General features: G+C 43.5%; 14 protein-coding genes. 2 read left to right on the top strand and 12 right to left on the bottom strand.

Features of this window, described 5'->3' with window-relative positions; all coding sequences use genetic code 11:
- Nucleotide 1 precedes the first annotated feature (1 nt).
- The 11 genes from tmk to yceD all read right to left on the bottom strand — a co-directional run bounded on the left by tmk (nt 2) and on the right by yceD (nt 8,840).
- Nucleotides 2-628 carry a dTMP kinase gene (gene tmk / locus GKR71_RS11805; RefSeq protein WP_036953082.1) on the bottom strand — a complete coding sequence of 209 codons (627 nt, stop codon included), beginning with the start codon at nt 626-628 and terminating at the stop codon, nt 2-4.
- Between the two features lie 8 nt (nt 629-636).
- A complete protein-coding gene (gene mltG / locus GKR71_RS11800) occupies nt 637-1,659 on the bottom strand; it encodes an endolytic transglycosylase MltG (protein WP_154599456.1) in 1,023 nt (340 codons plus the stop codon).
- A 78-nt stretch (nt 1,660-1,737) separates the two neighbouring features.
- Entirely contained in the window at nt 1,738-2,565 is an 828-nt protein-coding gene (gene pabC, locus GKR71_RS11795) for an aminodeoxychorismate lyase (RefSeq protein ID WP_036953079.1), read from the bottom strand.
- Nucleotides 2,566-2,713: 148 nt separating this feature from the next.
- Nucleotides 2,714-3,964 (bottom strand): beta-ketoacyl-ACP synthase II, encoded by a 1,251-nt coding sequence (gene fabF / locus GKR71_RS11790; protein WP_036953077.1) that lies wholly within the window; start codon nt 3,962-3,964, stop codon nt 2,714-2,716.
- 78 nt (nt 3,965-4,042) lie between these two features.
- Entirely contained in the window at nt 4,043-4,276 is a 234-nt protein-coding gene (gene acpP, locus GKR71_RS11785) for an acyl carrier protein (protein ID WP_006660807.1), read from the bottom strand.
- Between the two features lie 156 nt (nt 4,277-4,432).
- Nucleotides 4,433-5,167, bottom strand: coding sequence for a 3-oxoacyl-ACP reductase FabG (gene fabG, locus GKR71_RS11780; protein ID WP_036953075.1), 735 nt, complete (start codon nt 5,165-5,167; stop codon nt 4,433-4,435).
- Nucleotides 5,168-5,175: 8 nt separating this feature from the next.
- Nucleotides 5,176-6,108, bottom strand: a complete 933-nt coding sequence (gene fabD, locus GKR71_RS11775; RefSeq protein WP_036953073.1) for an ACP S-malonyltransferase — start codon at nt 6,106-6,108, stop codon at nt 5,176-5,178.
- 18 nt (nt 6,109-6,126) lie between these two features.
- Nucleotides 6,127-7,077 carry a beta-ketoacyl-ACP synthase III gene (locus GKR71_RS11770; RefSeq protein ID WP_154634316.1) on the bottom strand — a complete coding sequence of 317 codons (951 nt, stop codon included), beginning with the start codon at nt 7,075-7,077 and terminating at the stop codon, nt 6,127-6,129.
- A gap of 3 nt (nt 7,078-7,080) precedes the next feature.
- Nucleotides 7,081-8,121, bottom strand: a complete 1,041-nt coding sequence (plsX, locus tag GKR71_RS11765) for a phosphate acyltransferase PlsX (protein WP_071992158.1) — start codon at nt 8,119-8,121, stop codon at nt 7,081-7,083.
- 11 nt (nt 8,122-8,132) lie between these two features.
- Nucleotides 8,133-8,303 (bottom strand): 50S ribosomal protein L32, encoded by a 171-nt coding sequence (gene rpmF / locus GKR71_RS11760; protein ID WP_006660802.1) that lies wholly within the window; start codon nt 8,301-8,303, stop codon nt 8,133-8,135.
- Between the two features lie 12 nt (nt 8,304-8,315).
- Nucleotides 8,316-8,840 (bottom strand): 23S rRNA accumulation protein YceD, encoded by a 525-nt coding sequence (gene yceD, locus GKR71_RS11755; protein WP_036953067.1) that lies wholly within the window; start codon nt 8,838-8,840, stop codon nt 8,316-8,318.
- 142 nt (nt 8,841-8,982) lie between these two features.
- Here yceD and GKR71_RS11750 point away from each other — a divergent pair, with 142 nt between their 5' ends.
- Nucleotides 8,983-9,567, top strand: a complete 585-nt coding sequence (locus GKR71_RS11750) for a Maf family protein (RefSeq protein WP_108477952.1) — start codon at nt 8,983-8,985, stop codon at nt 9,565-9,567.
- 49 nt (nt 9,568-9,616) lie between these two features.
- On the opposite strand, the gene rluC is transcribed toward GKR71_RS11750, so the two are convergent.
- Nucleotides 9,617-10,573, bottom strand: a complete 957-nt coding sequence (gene rluC / locus GKR71_RS11745; RefSeq protein WP_154634315.1) for a 23S rRNA pseudouridine(955/2504/2580) synthase RluC — start codon at nt 10,571-10,573, stop codon at nt 9,617-9,619.
- 618 nt (nt 10,574-11,191) lie between these two features.
- On the opposite strand from rluC, the gene rne reads away from it, so the two are divergent.
- The gene (gene rne / locus GKR71_RS11740) at nt 11,192-14,371 is read left to right on the top strand and encodes a ribonuclease E (protein WP_154634314.1); all 3,180 of its coding nucleotides are present in this window, start codon (nt 11,192-11,194) and stop codon (nt 14,369-14,371) included.
- The last annotated feature ends 4 nt before the right edge of the window (nt 14,372-14,375 follow it).

Raw genomic sequence — 14,375 nt, 5'->3', positions numbered from 1 at the left:
CTTATTTTGCCAGCCACGTCAGTAAAGTACTGCGAATATCGGCTTGCACCTGTTCAATATTTTGGCTCGCATCGATGGTTAAAATCGTGTCGTCTGCCGCTGCCAATTCTAAATAACGCGCTCGGGTACGTTCAAAGAAAGCCAGTGATTCTTTCTCAATACGGTCTAATTCACCGCGAGAGCGGGCGCGTTGTAAACCCAATTCTGGCGGTAAATCTAAATAGAGCGTCAGTGCAGGTTTAAATTCACCAAGGACGAGGTCTCTTAATGAAGCCATTAAATGGCGATCGATTTCACGGCCACCACCTTGATAAGCTTGGGAGGATAAATCGTGTCTGTCACCGATAACCCATTTTCCTGCAGAAAGCGCAGGCTTGATGACGGTATCAACTAACTGAACACGCGCCGCGTACAACATTAATAGCTCAGCTTTGTCGGTGACTCTATCACCTTCAATGCCTTGCTTTATCAATTCACGTAGTTTTTCCGCAAGCGGCGTACCACCCGGTTCACGGGTAAACACCATATCATGGATGCCAGCTTGTTTTAATGTGTCAACAACGGTATTGATTGCCGTCGTTTTACCCGCACCTTCTAATCCTTCAATAACAATAAATTGGTTTTTCATTTCGTTTATCAATTCTTTTGCTCAATTTGTCGGTAAACCTTAACAGCGCGGTTATGGTCGTTAAGATTGCGACTAAAAGTATGTCCGCCTGTACCGTCGGCGACAAAGTATAAATAATCTGTTTTTGCTGGATGAGCTGCCGCTTTTATCGAAGCCAGACCCGGCATGGCAATTGGCGTTGGCGGTAAACCATCGATTTTATATGTGTTATACGCGGTATAGTTATCTAAATCACTACGGTAAATTTTACCACGATAGTTTTCCCCTAACCCGTAGATAACCGTAGGATCTGTTTGTAAGCGCATGTTTTTCTTCAAGCGATTCACAAACACCGAAGCAACCTGCGCACGTTCGTTGTCCACGCCAGTCTCTTTTTCAACAATCGATGCCATGATCAACATTTCATAGGCATTCTTATAGGGTAGATCTTTATCGCGACCTTTCCACTCTTCGTCCACCGCAGCTTGCATGCGTTTATAAGCGCGCTTGAGTATCTCAACGTCGCTGGTTCCCGCAGTGTATAAATAGGTATCGGGGTATAACCAACCTTCGAGGTTATCTCCCTCTTTAAAATCCAGCATGGCATAAAGCTCAGTTGGCGTAGCATCTTGAGTTTTATGTTGCATATAGGGAGCATCACGCAAAATATTGCTCCAATCAGCCAATTTGTTACCTTCAATAAAACGAATACTAAATTGTGCTTCTTTTCCACTGGCGATCAACGCTAATAATTGCTCCACAGTCATATTTGGCTGTAAGCGATAGGTGCCCGCTTTGAATTGAGCTAATTCAGGACGCGCTTTAAGAAGAAGTTGGAAATTATGCCCTTCTTCAATGAATTTTTCTTTGATAAGCAACGCTTCTAAGGCCACTCGCCCTGTTCCAGAAGGCACAGTAAAAATTGTTTCTTGGACAATGTTTATGGGCTTTTTCGCATAATCAAGAATTTGGCGATATTGCAGATACACCACAATCGCGCCAATAACCGCAAGGACAAAGACAATCAGTGTTATTTTTTTCGCTAATTTCATTATGGGTCACTTAAGTGCATTGTTTGTCGATGAATAATTGTTTGTCGATGAATGATATAAGTTAAATAGTTATCAGCTTTAAATTTGTCGCTGTAATAGTAAATACTCAAACAGTTCTCTTGATTGATAACGGATTGTTTTATCTTCTGAAAACCGAATACTTTTCACCGGTAAAACAGGCATTAAAGCATTGCAAATAATCACTTCATCACATTGAGTCAAAATGGCGGGAAAGCGCTCGACTTCTGCCAGATGGTACTGACTATTATTGAGCTGTGCTATGATCTTTTGTCTCATTAATCCATTGACGCCGGAGTGACTAAGAATCGGAGTGTAAACATCACGCCCTATACGCCAAAAAATATTGGCGCTACAGCATTCAACGATGGCGCCATTCGTATCTAACACCACGGCCTCGTCTAATTTTGCATCATCAATTTCTTGGCGGATCAACACTTGCTCTAATCGATTTAAGTGCTTCATGCCAGCTAAGAGTGGATTGCGGCTTAATGGAATTTGACTGAGCAACAACGACGCCCCTTGGCACTGTAATGCTGCGTAGTGTTTTGGGAAAGGAGAAACCATCACGATAATTGTCGGATGTTCAAATCCTTGAGAGCTATAACCTCGACCGCCCTGACCACGACTTAACATGACTTTCACCACAAACTCTTCATCCGTTTGCTGCTCACAAACCTCTTCAATATGTCGCGTCAGTTGTGGCCAATCTATCACCGGTAATTTGAGACGAGCAGAATCCTGCTGTAGGCGTAAAATGTGCTTATCTAACATCTTTGCTTGTTGATTCACACCATGGATAGTCGTAAAGCAGCCATCACCAAAGGCGATAGCGCGATCGGTAATATCAATTTGTTGACAAGAAACCCTGTTAACCCAATAAGTCATGACCATTTCTTATAATAAAAGCTGATAAATCAGGCAGTAACATAGTGTGTAATATCATAAACTAAAGCAAAGAGTACTGCAAAAAGAAGGTAAAAATAAAGCCCCAGTATCAAAGACACTGGAGCTTAGAAATGCACGGTATTATTGATTATTCCGCGTGATAACGACGGAAAATTAAGGAACCGTTAGTACCACCAAAGCCGAATGAGTTACACAGAGCATACTCCATGTTTTCAACTTTACGGGCTTCACCCGGAACAAAATCAAGCTTACAACCCTCATCAGGATTATCTAAGTTGATTGTTGGTGGAATGATTTGGTCACACAGAGACAGAATAGTAAAGATAGATTCAATCGCACCCGCAGCACCTAATAAGTGACCTGTCATGGATTTTGTTGAACTGACTAATACATTCGTGTCTTCACCAAATACAGAGATAACCGCTTGCGCTTCCGCTAAGTCACCTGCTGGTGTTGATGTACCGTGAGCATTGATATAGCCAATATCACTTGGCTTAATGCCTGCATCATTTAGCGCATTCACCATCGCTAATGCAGCGCCTTCACCATTTTCTGGTGGTGACGTCATGTGGTAAGCATCACTGCTCATACCAAAGCCTGCGACTTCTGCGTAAATTTTCGCACCACGCGCTTTAGCATGTTCATATTCTTCAAGTACGATAACCCCTGCACCATCACCCAGAACAAAACCGTCACGGTCTTTGTCCCATGGGCGACTAGCCGCTTGTGGGTCATCATTACGGGTTGATAATGCACGTGCTGCACCAAAGCCAGCGACACCTAATGGTGTTGTTGCTTTTTCGGCACCACCTGCCAACATCACATCAGCATCACCATACGCAATCATACGTGCTGCGTGCCCAATATTATGAACACCAGAGGTACATGCAGTAGCGATTGAGATGCTAGGACCACGAAAGCCATACATAATGCTTAAGTGACCAGCAACCATATTGATGATTGTTGAAGGTACGAAGAATGGGCTCACTTTACGAGGACCGCCGTGTAACATAGATTCACAGTTGTCTTGAATGAGACCTAACCCGCCAATACCAGAACCAATCGCCAAACCGATACGAGTAGCATTGGCTTCTGTTACTTCCAATTCAGCATCTTTGATAGCTTGATAGCCCGCAGCAATACCGTATTGAATAAATGGGTCCATCTTCTTCGCATCTTTGCGAGAGATGTCAAAATCTTCGTAGTTGAAATCTTTTACTAAGCCAGCAAATTTAGTTGCGTGGTTAGTAGTATCAAAATGATCGATTAGGCTGATACCACTCTGTCCGTCACAAACAGCTTTCCATGATGACTCAACTGCGTTGCCGACAGGAGATAACATGCCCAGTCCGGTTACGACTACACGACGCTTAGACACGTATGTCCTCCAAGGAGGGAATTAGTTACAAAAGAAACATAGGCGATCGAATGATCGCCTAGATAAGTTTTACCGCTATTACTCAGATGCTTTGACGTAGTCAATTGCAGCCTGTACTGTAGTGATCTTTTCAGCTTCTTCGTCAGGGATTTCGCAATCGAACTCTTCTTCCAGAGCCATAACCAGTTCTACTGTGTCAAGAGAATCAGCGCCCAAGTCATCAACAAATGAAGCTGTATTCACAACTTCTTCCTCTTTAACACCCAGTTGTTCAACGATGATTTTCTTAACGCGTTCTTCGATAGTGCTCATACTATTAAAATTCCTATCAAAACTCGCTTTCGCGATGGTTTTCGTAGTTTATGAAATACAGGAAAAGATACAACCCAATCCCGGCTGTGGAAACCATTATTTTGCATAATTTTGTATTAGATAACACAAAAATATGCAAATGGTTCCCTCATTTCTTTAGATCATGTACATGCCACCATTGACATGCAATGTTTCACCTGTGATGTAAGCAGCTTCGTCAGAAGCTAAAAATGCTACAGCACTGGCAATTTCTTGTGCATCACCCAGTCTATTCGCAGGAACCTGAGATAAAATGCCTGCACGTTGTTCGTCTGTCAATGCCTTAGTCATATCAGTTTCGATAAAACCAGGCGCTACAACGTTAACAGTGATACCACGAGAAGCGACTTCTCGAGCTAATGATTTACTAAAACCAATCAGCCCAGCTTTCGCTGCCGCGTAGTTTGTTTGTCCCGCATTTCCCATGACACCCACAACAGATGCGATAGAAATAATACGCCCACAACGCTTTTTCATCATGGCACGCAAAACGGATTTAGACAAACGGTAAACGGATGAAAGATTCGTGTCAATAATATCTTGCCACTCATCATCCTTCATACGCATCAATAAGTTATCACGCGTAATACCAGCATTATTAACTAAAATATCAATTTCGCCAAATTCCGCACGGATCTGGGTCAATGTTTCTTCAATTGATGCTGGATCTGTCACGTTTAACGCTAAGCCTTTACCTTTGCCATCTAAATAGGCAGTAATTGCTTGCGCGCCTTTTTCGCTTGTTGCAGTACCGATAACGGTCGCACCGCGTGCAGTCAAGGTTAAAGCAATCGCTTTACCGATCCCACGGCTAGCACCAGTTACCAGTGCAATTTTTCCTTCAAAGCTCATTGTCGTCCTCAGATAGTTTCTAAAGCCGAGTCTAATGATACAGGATCATTGACTGCAACGGCAGTTAAATTAGAGACAATTCGCTTGGTTAGACCAGTCAGGACTTTACCTGGACCCATCTCAACCAATTGCTCAATGCCTTGTTCTGCCATGAATTCGACTGTTTCAGTCCAGCGCACCGGATTATATAATTGGCGCACTAATGCATCACGGATATTTTTCGCAGACGTTTCCATTTTAACATCAACGTTGTTAATAACTGGATAGGTCGGCTCACAAAATTCAATTTTTTCTAATGCTTCAGCTAATTTATCTGCAGCTGGCTTCATTAATGCACAGTGGGAAGGCACGCTAACAGACAGTGGCAATGCACGTTTTGCGCCGGCTTCTTTACAAGCAGCACCTGCACGCTCAACCGCAGCTTTCTCACCCGCAATAACAACTTGACCCGGTGAGTTAAAGTTAACAGGTGAAACCACCTGCCCTTGTGCTGCATCCTTGCATGCTTTCTCGATAGATTCGTTATCTAAACCGATGATTGCATACATTGCGCCCGTGCCTTCAGGAACCGCTTCTTGCATCAGTTTACCGCGCAGTTCCACTAATTTAATGGCTTGTTTGAAGTCGATAACGCCCGCACAAACTAGCGCTGAATATTCTCCAAGGCTGTGACCTGCCATCAATGCAGGCATTTTGCCATTTTTTGCTTGCCAAACACGGAAGATAGCTACAGACGCTGCTAATAATGCGGGTTGAGTCTGCCATGTTTTATTTAACTCTTCTTCGGGTCCATTTTGAACTAGTGCCCAGAGATCGTAACCCAATGCTTCAGACGCTTCAGCGAATGTTTCTTTAACCAGCTGATTTTGTTCTGCTAAATCAGCTAACATTCCTAAAGACTGGGAACCTTGTCCCGGGAATACCATAGCAAATTGTGTCATGTTTGTTTTCTCAGTAAATTAAAAACGAACCAGTGCGGAGCCCCAAGTAAAGCCGCCACCAAATGCTTCTAATAACACTAATTGGCCACGCTGAATGCGACCATCACGCACTGCTTCATCGAGTGCTGTTGGGACTGATGCCGCAGAAGTATTTCCATGACGATCCAGCGTAACAACCACTTTATCCATGGTCATATCCAATTTTTTTGCGGTCGCGGAAATAATTCGTAAATTTGCTTGATGTGGTACTAACCAATCAAGTTCTTCTTTTGCTATGTCGTTTTGCGCCAATGTTTCATCAACGATATGGGCTAATTCACGCACAGCAACTTTGAATACTTCGTTACCTGTCATGGACAAGTAAGCTTGGTCATCTGAACAGCGGCTACGGTTTGGTAAGGAGAGTAAATCTCCATAACGCCCATCAGCGTGCAGATGTGTAGAAATGATACCCGGTTCTTCAGAAGCGCCAATTACCACAGCGCCCGCAGCATCACCAAATAGAATAATGGTTCCGCGATCATTCGGGTCTAACGTTTTAGATAACGCATCCGCACCAATCACCAATGCTTTTTTAGTCATGCCCGTTTTAACGAACTGATCAGCGATACTGATAGCATAAGTAAAACCAGCGCAAGCTGCTGCTACATCAAATGCCGCACAGTCATTAATTTCCAGCATTTGCTGAATTTGACATGCAGCGCTTGGGAATGCGTGAGTTGCGGATGTTGTCGCGACAATAATTAAACCAATTTCACTGCTGTCGACCTGTGCCATTTCCAGCGCATTTTTTGCTGCTTGGAAACCCATTGTGGACACGTTCTCATAGTCAGCTGAAATTCGTCTCTCTTTAATACCCGTACGCGTTACAATCCATTCATCAGAAGTATCAACCATTTTTTCCAGATCAGCATTGGTACGAACTTGCGATGGCAAATAGCTGCCTGTTCCTAATATTTTACTGTACATAGGTTATTGATCACTCCTGGGTAAAACAATATTAAGTCGAGCTGTTATTCTTTCGGGAACTTGTCGTTCAACAGCCTGTACCGCACGTTCAATCGCGGCTTTAAACGCATTCTCATTCGCTGCGCCATGACTTTTGATGACAATCCCTTTTAATCCTAACAGAGTCGCGCCGTTATACTGGTCGGGGTTCATATCCCCAAAACGCTTCATTAGCCGTTTTTTCAACCATTTCTTAGCGAGTTGCATAAACCAACTGCTTTTTTTGTTCTCTTCACCGGCTGATTTTAACAATGAAAGAATGACACGAATCACCCCTTCCATTGTTTTTAGTGAGACATTACCTGCGAAGCCGTCACACACTAATACATCTGTTTTACCTGTCAGCAACTCGTTGCCTTCAACATAACCAATGTAATTAATTGACGCCGTTTCTTTTAACATAGCGGCGGCTTCGCGGATATTGTCCAGCCCTTTACTCTCTTCTTCACCAATATTGAGTAAAGCGACTTTAGGTTGATTGATGTTGGCAACTTCTTCCGCCATCACTGAACCCATCACTGCAAATTGCACGAGCATTTCACTGCTGCAATTCACGTTAGCCCCTAAATCGAGGACAACGGTTTTTCCTTTTTTCTGATTTGGCAAAATGGTCATTAACGCTGGGCGTTCAATACCCTCAATTGATTTTAACATCAATTTTGCCAAGCCCATCAATGCACCCGTATTACCCGCACTCACGCAAGCCTGCGCTTGACCTGTCTTCACTAACTCTAATGCCACTCGCATTGATGTCCCTTTGCTTTGGCGAATTGCATGGGATGGCTTAGCATCGTTAGCAATGACGTTTTCAGCAGGGATAATTTCGATACGCGAAATTTGCTCAGCACTTTGTTGTGCAAGCAAGGGATGAATGGCTTCGGGTTGACCGACAAGCAGTAATTTTAATGCTGGATTAGATGCCAGTGCCTGCAATGCAGCAGGCACCGTGACGCGGGGACCAACATCCCCGCCCATGGCATCTAACGCGATGGTTAGACTAGCCAAAGTATCAACAATTACTTGCTGATAACCTTACGGCCACGGTAGTAACCATCTGCAGTCACGTGGTGACGCAGGTGAGTTTCACCGGAAGTTTTATCTACAGAAACTAGGGTAGCAGTCAGTGCATCATGTGAACGACGCATACCGCGTTTTGAACGAGTTGGTTTATTCTGTTGTACGGCCATTGACCTTACTCCTTAAGTACTTTTCTTTAAACTGGCTAATACGGCAAATGGATTTGGTTTCTCTACCTCAGGAGGTAGTTCACCATACACCATGTCCGCTTCGGACACTTCACAGTGTTCAGAATCATGAACCGGAACCACTGGTAGGGATAGAATTATTTCATCTTCTAACATTCCCAGCAAATTTATTTCACCAAATTCATCTACATAAACTGGTTCATACTGTTCCGGTAATGCTTCGGCCTTTTCGTCACTGACGACAGGACTAAAACAATACGATACGTAGACATGATGTTTGAAATCTTTTCTGCAACGTTGGCATTGTAGGGTGACATCCAATTCAGAATGCCCCTCTATGACCGTCAAGCGCTGATTATCAATTTTAAATGATAATTTGCTTTCAACATCACTATCTACACTGACTACTGATTCGGCAATTCGTGTAACTTGCTCAGGTGTGTAACTCCCGACATAGTCGAGGTTTTTCTGAGCTGCACGCTGCGCATCGATAGTCAGGGGTAATTTTACCTTTTGCATAAGGCGCGCATATTAACTTTGTAATGAACTATAGTCAAAGAAAAAGGCGGGATAAACTCGCCTTTTCACCAAAAAATCGCCGGTTAAGCGGATATAGTTTAAAATGAGTTAACCCTTTTGGCTATGAGTTTCGAGAAAAATCATGAAATCGATTATTTTGGCGTCAACCTCTGAATACCGACAAGCCTTACTGAAGAAGTTGGGTATCCCATTTCTCGCCGCCGCGCCCAACATTGATGAAACCCCTGTTCTACAGGAATCGGCTCAAGCTTTAGTGATGCGCTTATCTCACGAAAAAGCCAATGCATTGGCTCAACGGTATCCACAACATTTAATTATTGGCTCTGACCAAGTTTGTGTCATTGACGATAAAATCGTCGGAAAGCCACATAATTTTGATAATGCCTTTAAACAACTCAAGGCAGCGTCAGGTCATCGGGTGACTTTTTATACTGGGCTTTGCTTATTAGATAGTGCGACAGGTAAATTCAATCTCCAGTGCGAACCCTTCGATGTCTATTTTAGACAGCTCACTGATGAAGAAATCACCCAATACCTAAATAAAGACGAACCTTATCAATGTGCAGGTAGTTTTAAATCGGAAGGACTAGGCATTAGCCTGTTTGATAAACTTTCAGGGCGAGATCCAAACACGCTGATTGGTTTGCCGACTATTTTATTGCTGGAAATGTTACGCCAGCATGGCGTCAATCCACTCTTAGACTAAATAATAAGGTTAGCTAACCTGCGGGAGTTGCTAACCTTTATTATCATTATTAGTGCGCTTTTTTCGCTCTCAAAACTTTCAGGCACTGATTCAAATCGTTATGTAACGGCGCAACGACTCGCATCTCTTCACCTGTTTTAGGATGAGTAAATTTCAGTGAATACGCGTGCAAAAACAAACGTTTCAGCCCTGTATCTGCCAGCTGGCTATCAAATTGCCTATCACCATAACGATCATCAAAAGCAATTGGATGGCCTGCATGCAAAGTATGCACGCGGATCTGGTGAGTGCGCCCGGTTACTGGGCTCGCTTTAACTAACGTTGCATTTTCAAAACGTTCTTCGACTTTAAAGCGTGTTTCAGAAGGCTTGCCTTCACTACTCACTCGAACAATACGCTCACCGCTTTGTAAAATATTTTTCAATAACGGCGCTTGCACAACTTTAGTATGTGACTGCCAATTACCGCGCACTAACGCTAAATAATCTTTTTGCATCTGTTTCAGGCGTAATTGTTCGTGAAGCGCACGTAACGCCGAACGTTTTTTAGCAACCAATAAGATGCCGGAAGTATCTCTGTCTAAACGATGTACCAGCTCTAAAAAGCGGGCTTCTGGACGTAATGCGCGCAGCCCTTCAATCACGCCAAAGCTTAATCCACTGCCACCATGAACCGCGGTACCTGATGGCTTATTAATGACTAGAATGGATTCATCTTCAAATAGAATGCAATCTGTTAATGCTGCCACCTTATCCAATTTCGCTGAAACAGGTGCGGTTTCACGTTCAGCCACACGCACTGGCGGCACGCGAACTTGATCCCCTTCGAGTAGTTTGTATTCAGGCTTAATTCGCCCTTTGTTGACGCGCACTTCACCTTTACGGATGATGCGATAAATCATGCTCTTAGGAACACCTTTTAACTTGCTCAGCAAGAAATTATCAATGCGTTGCCCTGCTTCGTCATCGCTAATATCAATAAATTGGACTTGGTTTTCTGTTTTCATTCGGGAATGCGTTAACTCTGATTGATGAATAAATAGTCTCACTTACATCGTTATATCATACCGACTCCACGAATTTTTTTATGTTTTTTTTTAAATTGGTCAATTTCTGCATGATTGGCTCAATTTCTTAATAAAATTTCCATATAACTTACGTTGCACTTGCTATAATGCACTTGGCAATGGAATAATAAGCGGCGCCAAGATGTTTAAAAACGAAAATTGGCTTTGCTATGTTAGCTTTAGGTGTTTTTGCACTTTCGGCTATAATTATTTTTAGCTAGTAGAATACAAGTTAGACGTAATACTGTAGGAATTTATTATTTGATGGCGTAACGATGCTGCAATGGCGTAAGACATCTAACTAAATCAAATAAATTAGCGAGCAACGAATTTTAGCTTATTGGGTTGGGAGTCTCCGTTTTCTAAGAAATCTACGGCATCCTGATTAAGAACGCTGAATTTTTAATCTAAAAATCAGGTTCACCGAATACTGCGCGTCTCTATACGAACGACTGCCGAGAGGTAGACGGCTTTGTAAAAATCATGAGGCCATCGGTTTACAGTAGCTCCTTCTTTCGCTGCTCTTTATTATTTAAAAAATAATGAGTAAGTAATAACATGAAAAGAATGCTAATCAACGCAACTCAACAGGAAGAGTTGCGTGTTGCCCTTGTTGACGGGCAACGACTCTACGATTTGGATATTGAAAGCCCAGGTCATGAGCAAAAAAAAGCCAACATTTATAAAGGTAAAATCACCCGTATTGAACCAAGCCTCGAAGCTGCTTTTGTTGATTATGGCGCTGAAAGACACGGTTTCCTGCCTATCAAAGAAATCGCTCGCGAATACTTCCCTAGCAATTACCACTCCCAAGGTCGTCCTAACATCAAAGATGTGCTTAAAGAAGGCCAAGAGGTTATTGTTCAAGTTGATAAAGAAGAACGTGGTAATAAAGGTGCAGCCTTAACCACATTCATCAGCTTAGCGGGTAGTTATTTAGTTCTGATGCCAAACAACCCACGTGCTGGTGGTATTTCTCGCCGCATCGAAGGTGAAGATCGTACAGAATTAAAAGAAGCGTTATCTTGCTTAGAAATTCCAGATGGTATGGGACTCATCGTCCGTACTGCGGGTGTGGGTAAATCAGCAGAATCCCTGCAACAAGATTTACTGTATCGTTTACGCCACTGGGAAGCGATTCAAAAAGCCGCTGAAAACCGTCCAGCTCCGTTCTTAATCCACCAAGAAAGTAATGTGATTGTCCGTGCTTTCCGTGATTATTTACGTCCTGACATCGGTGAAATCCTGATCGATAACCCGAAAGTGGTTGAGATGGCACGTAACCATATCGAAGCGATTGGTCGTGGTGATTTTGCTAGCAAAATTAAACATTATAGTGGCGATGTACCTCTGTTTAGTCACTATCAAATCGAATCTCAAATCGAATCGGCGTTCCAGCGTGAAGTGCGTTTACCTTCAAGCGGTGCGTTAGTTATCGATACAACCGAAGCATTAACGGCTATTGATATCAACTCCTCACGCTCAACCCGTGGCGGTGATATCGAAGAAACGGCATTCAATACTAACCTTGAAGCCGCTGACGAAATTGCACGTCAATTACGTTTACGTGACTTAGGTGGGCTGATTGTTATCGACTTTATCGATATGACCCCAGTTCGCCACCAACGTGAAGTTGAAAACCGCCTACGTGAAGCCGTTCGCCAAGACCGTGCGCGTATTCAAATCGCACGTATTTCACGCTTTGGTCTGTTAGAAATGTCTCGTCAGCGCCTTAGCCCATCACTGGGTGAGTCCAGCCATCACGTCTGCCCACGCTGTACAGGTACGGGGACTATCCGTGATAACGAATCGCTGTCACTGTCAGTACTGCGTTTAATCGAAGAAGAAGCACTGAAAGAAAATACCCATGAAGTGCATGCGATTGTCCCTGTGCAAATCGCGTCATACCTGTTAAACGAGAAACGCCAAGCAGTCACGGAAATTGAGCAGCGTCAGCGTAACGTGCGCGTTGTGATTGTACCGAATGACCAGATGCAAACACCTCACTTCCACGTCATCCGTATCCGTAAAGGTGAAGAAGTTCAAACTCTGAGTTACAACTTAGCCCAGTATCATGAAACTGAAACTTTAAACCACGGTGAAGAAGCGACGACTGAGCGTAAAGCACCAGAGCAACCTGCTATTTCAGCATTTGCACTGCAAGAGCCAGTTGAAGTTCCTGCACTGAAACCAAAAGAAGCTCCGGCTAAAGCACCTGTTCGTGCCAAAGTGGATGAACAACCTAAAGTTGGTTTATTTAGCAAAATTGCTGCTTTCTTTAAAGGTCTCTTTGCTGAAGAAGAAAAAGCGGTTGAAAAACCGGCTCAAAAACCACGTCAAAATAACAATGACCGTCGCCGCAATAATGATCGTCGTCGTAATAATAACGACCGCCGTAATAACAATCGTCGCGACCGCGATGATAATTACGAAAATCGTGATAACCGCGACAATCGTGACAACCGCGATAACCGTAATAATCGCAATGCACAATCTGAAGATGCTGCCAACCGCAACAAGGGACGTAATAACAAAAATACGAACCAAGTTGAAGAGCAAACCACTGACAATGCAAACCGCGAAAATCAGCAGCAACGTCGTGATCAGCGTGCAGAACGTCGCCGTCGTCAAGATGAAAAACGTCAACAACAAACTGCAAAAACGCAGCAAGATAACCAGCAAACCGCTGTTGATAATGCAGCTGTAGAAAAAGATGAAGAAGAACAACGTCCTGTTGCTCCTCGTCGTCAACGTCGTCAATTAACACAAAAAATTCGTGTGACTGACAATGACCAAGCAGCAGAAACGTCAATGGTTGCTGATACCGCCGTTGTTGCAGAAAAATCTGCGCCGATTGCGGCATTACCAGCAGCAGTGAATGTTGAGAAAAAACAATCTCATGTTTCGCTGGACGAAGATGACAACTTAGTGACTAACTCAGAACAATTGGATGATGATGAAAAACAAGACACCATCATTCCACGCCGTTCTCGTCGTTCACCACGTCATCTGCGTGTGAGTGGTCAGCGTCGTCGCCGTTACCGTGATGAACGTCATCTGAATAAATCACCAATGCCTTTAGCGGCGGCTGTAGCTTCCCCTGAATTAGCCTCTGGTAAAGTGTTTATTCGTTACCCTGTCGTTCAGCCTCAACAAGAAAGCATGGCTATCATGACCAATGAAGAGATGCTGGAACAACAAAATACCGTTCAGGCCCCTGTGGTAGCTGCTCCAATTGAACATGCTGAAGTAAAAGCCGAGCTCACTGAAGCCCCAGTTGTTACTGAAACTGTTATCGAAGCACCAAAAGTAGAAACTGAAGCCAGCGTTGTTGTTGAAACCGCAGCAATCGAAAGCGATGTGCCTGAAAATGTTGTTGCTGAGAATATTGTTGAGAGTGTCGCAGCCGACGTTATCGAAGAGACAAAATCAGCAGTCGTTGAAGAGGTCAAAACTGTTGTTGAACCTGTCGTTGCTGATGTAGTGATTGAAACCGCAGTTACAGCAATTGTTGAAACTGCCGTAATTGAACCAGCTTCAACAGCAAATGCAGTTAGCTTACACAAACGTCATGCATACTCACCAATGACGAAAGCCCCAGCGCCTGCTGTAGTGGCTTCAGACTTTGAAATTAAAGAGTATCAACGTGAGCCATCAACCTTTGAATCTAAAGGCGCAGGTGGACATGTAGCAGCCAACGTTGCGACATCAGAAATGGCAAAACCTGCTAGTTTCTGATTTT

Source organism: Providencia sp. wls1922 (assembly GCF_009706505.1).
In the GTDB taxonomy this organism is placed as follows: domain Bacteria; phylum Pseudomonadota; class Gammaproteobacteria; order Enterobacterales; family Enterobacteriaceae; genus Providencia; species Providencia lanzhouensis.
This window is presented reverse-complemented; position numbering and strand designations above follow the sequence as displayed.

What these genes read in the sequence shown, in the direction of transcription:
- fabD (WP_036953073.1), bottom strand. Translation starts at nt 6,108, where the DNA reads ATGACACAATTTGCTATGGTATTCCCGGGACAAGGTTCCCAGTCTTTA.
- mltG (WP_154599456.1), bottom strand. Translation starts at nt 1,659, where the DNA reads ATGAAATTAGCGAAAAAAATAACACTGATTGTCTTTGTCCTTGCGGTT.
- rpmF (WP_006660802.1), bottom strand. Translation starts at nt 8,303, where the DNA reads ATGGCCGTACAACAGAATAAACCAACTCGTTCAAAACGCGGTATGCGT.
- rluC (WP_154634315.1), bottom strand. Translation starts at nt 10,573, where the DNA reads ATGAAAACAGAAAACCAAGTCCAATTTATTGATATTAGCGATGACGAA.
- tmk (WP_036953082.1), bottom strand. Translation starts at nt 628, where the DNA reads ATGAAAAACCAATTTATTGTTATTGAAGGATTAGAAGGTGCGGGTAAA.
- pabC (WP_036953079.1), bottom strand. Translation starts at nt 2,565, where the DNA reads ATGACTTATTGGGTTAACAGGGTTTCTTGTCAACAAATTGATATTACC.
- yceD (WP_036953067.1), bottom strand. Translation starts at nt 8,840, where the DNA reads ATGCAAAAGGTAAAATTACCCCTGACTATCGATGCGCAGCGTGCAGCT.
- GKR71_RS11770 (WP_154634316.1), bottom strand. Translation starts at nt 7,077, where the DNA reads ATGTACAGTAAAATATTAGGAACAGGCAGCTATTTGCCATCGCAAGTT.
- GKR71_RS11750 (WP_108477952.1), top strand. Translation starts at nt 8,983, where the DNA reads ATGAAATCGATTATTTTGGCGTCAACCTCTGAATACCGACAAGCCTTA.
- acpP (WP_006660807.1), bottom strand. Translation starts at nt 4,276, where the DNA reads ATGAGCACTATCGAAGAACGCGTTAAGAAAATCATCGTTGAACAACTG.
- fabG (WP_036953075.1), bottom strand. Translation starts at nt 5,167, where the DNA reads ATGAGCTTTGAAGGAAAAATTGCACTGGTAACTGGTGCTAGCCGTGGG.
- rne (WP_154634314.1), top strand. Translation starts at nt 11,192, where the DNA reads ATGAAAAGAATGCTAATCAACGCAACTCAACAGGAAGAGTTGCGTGTT.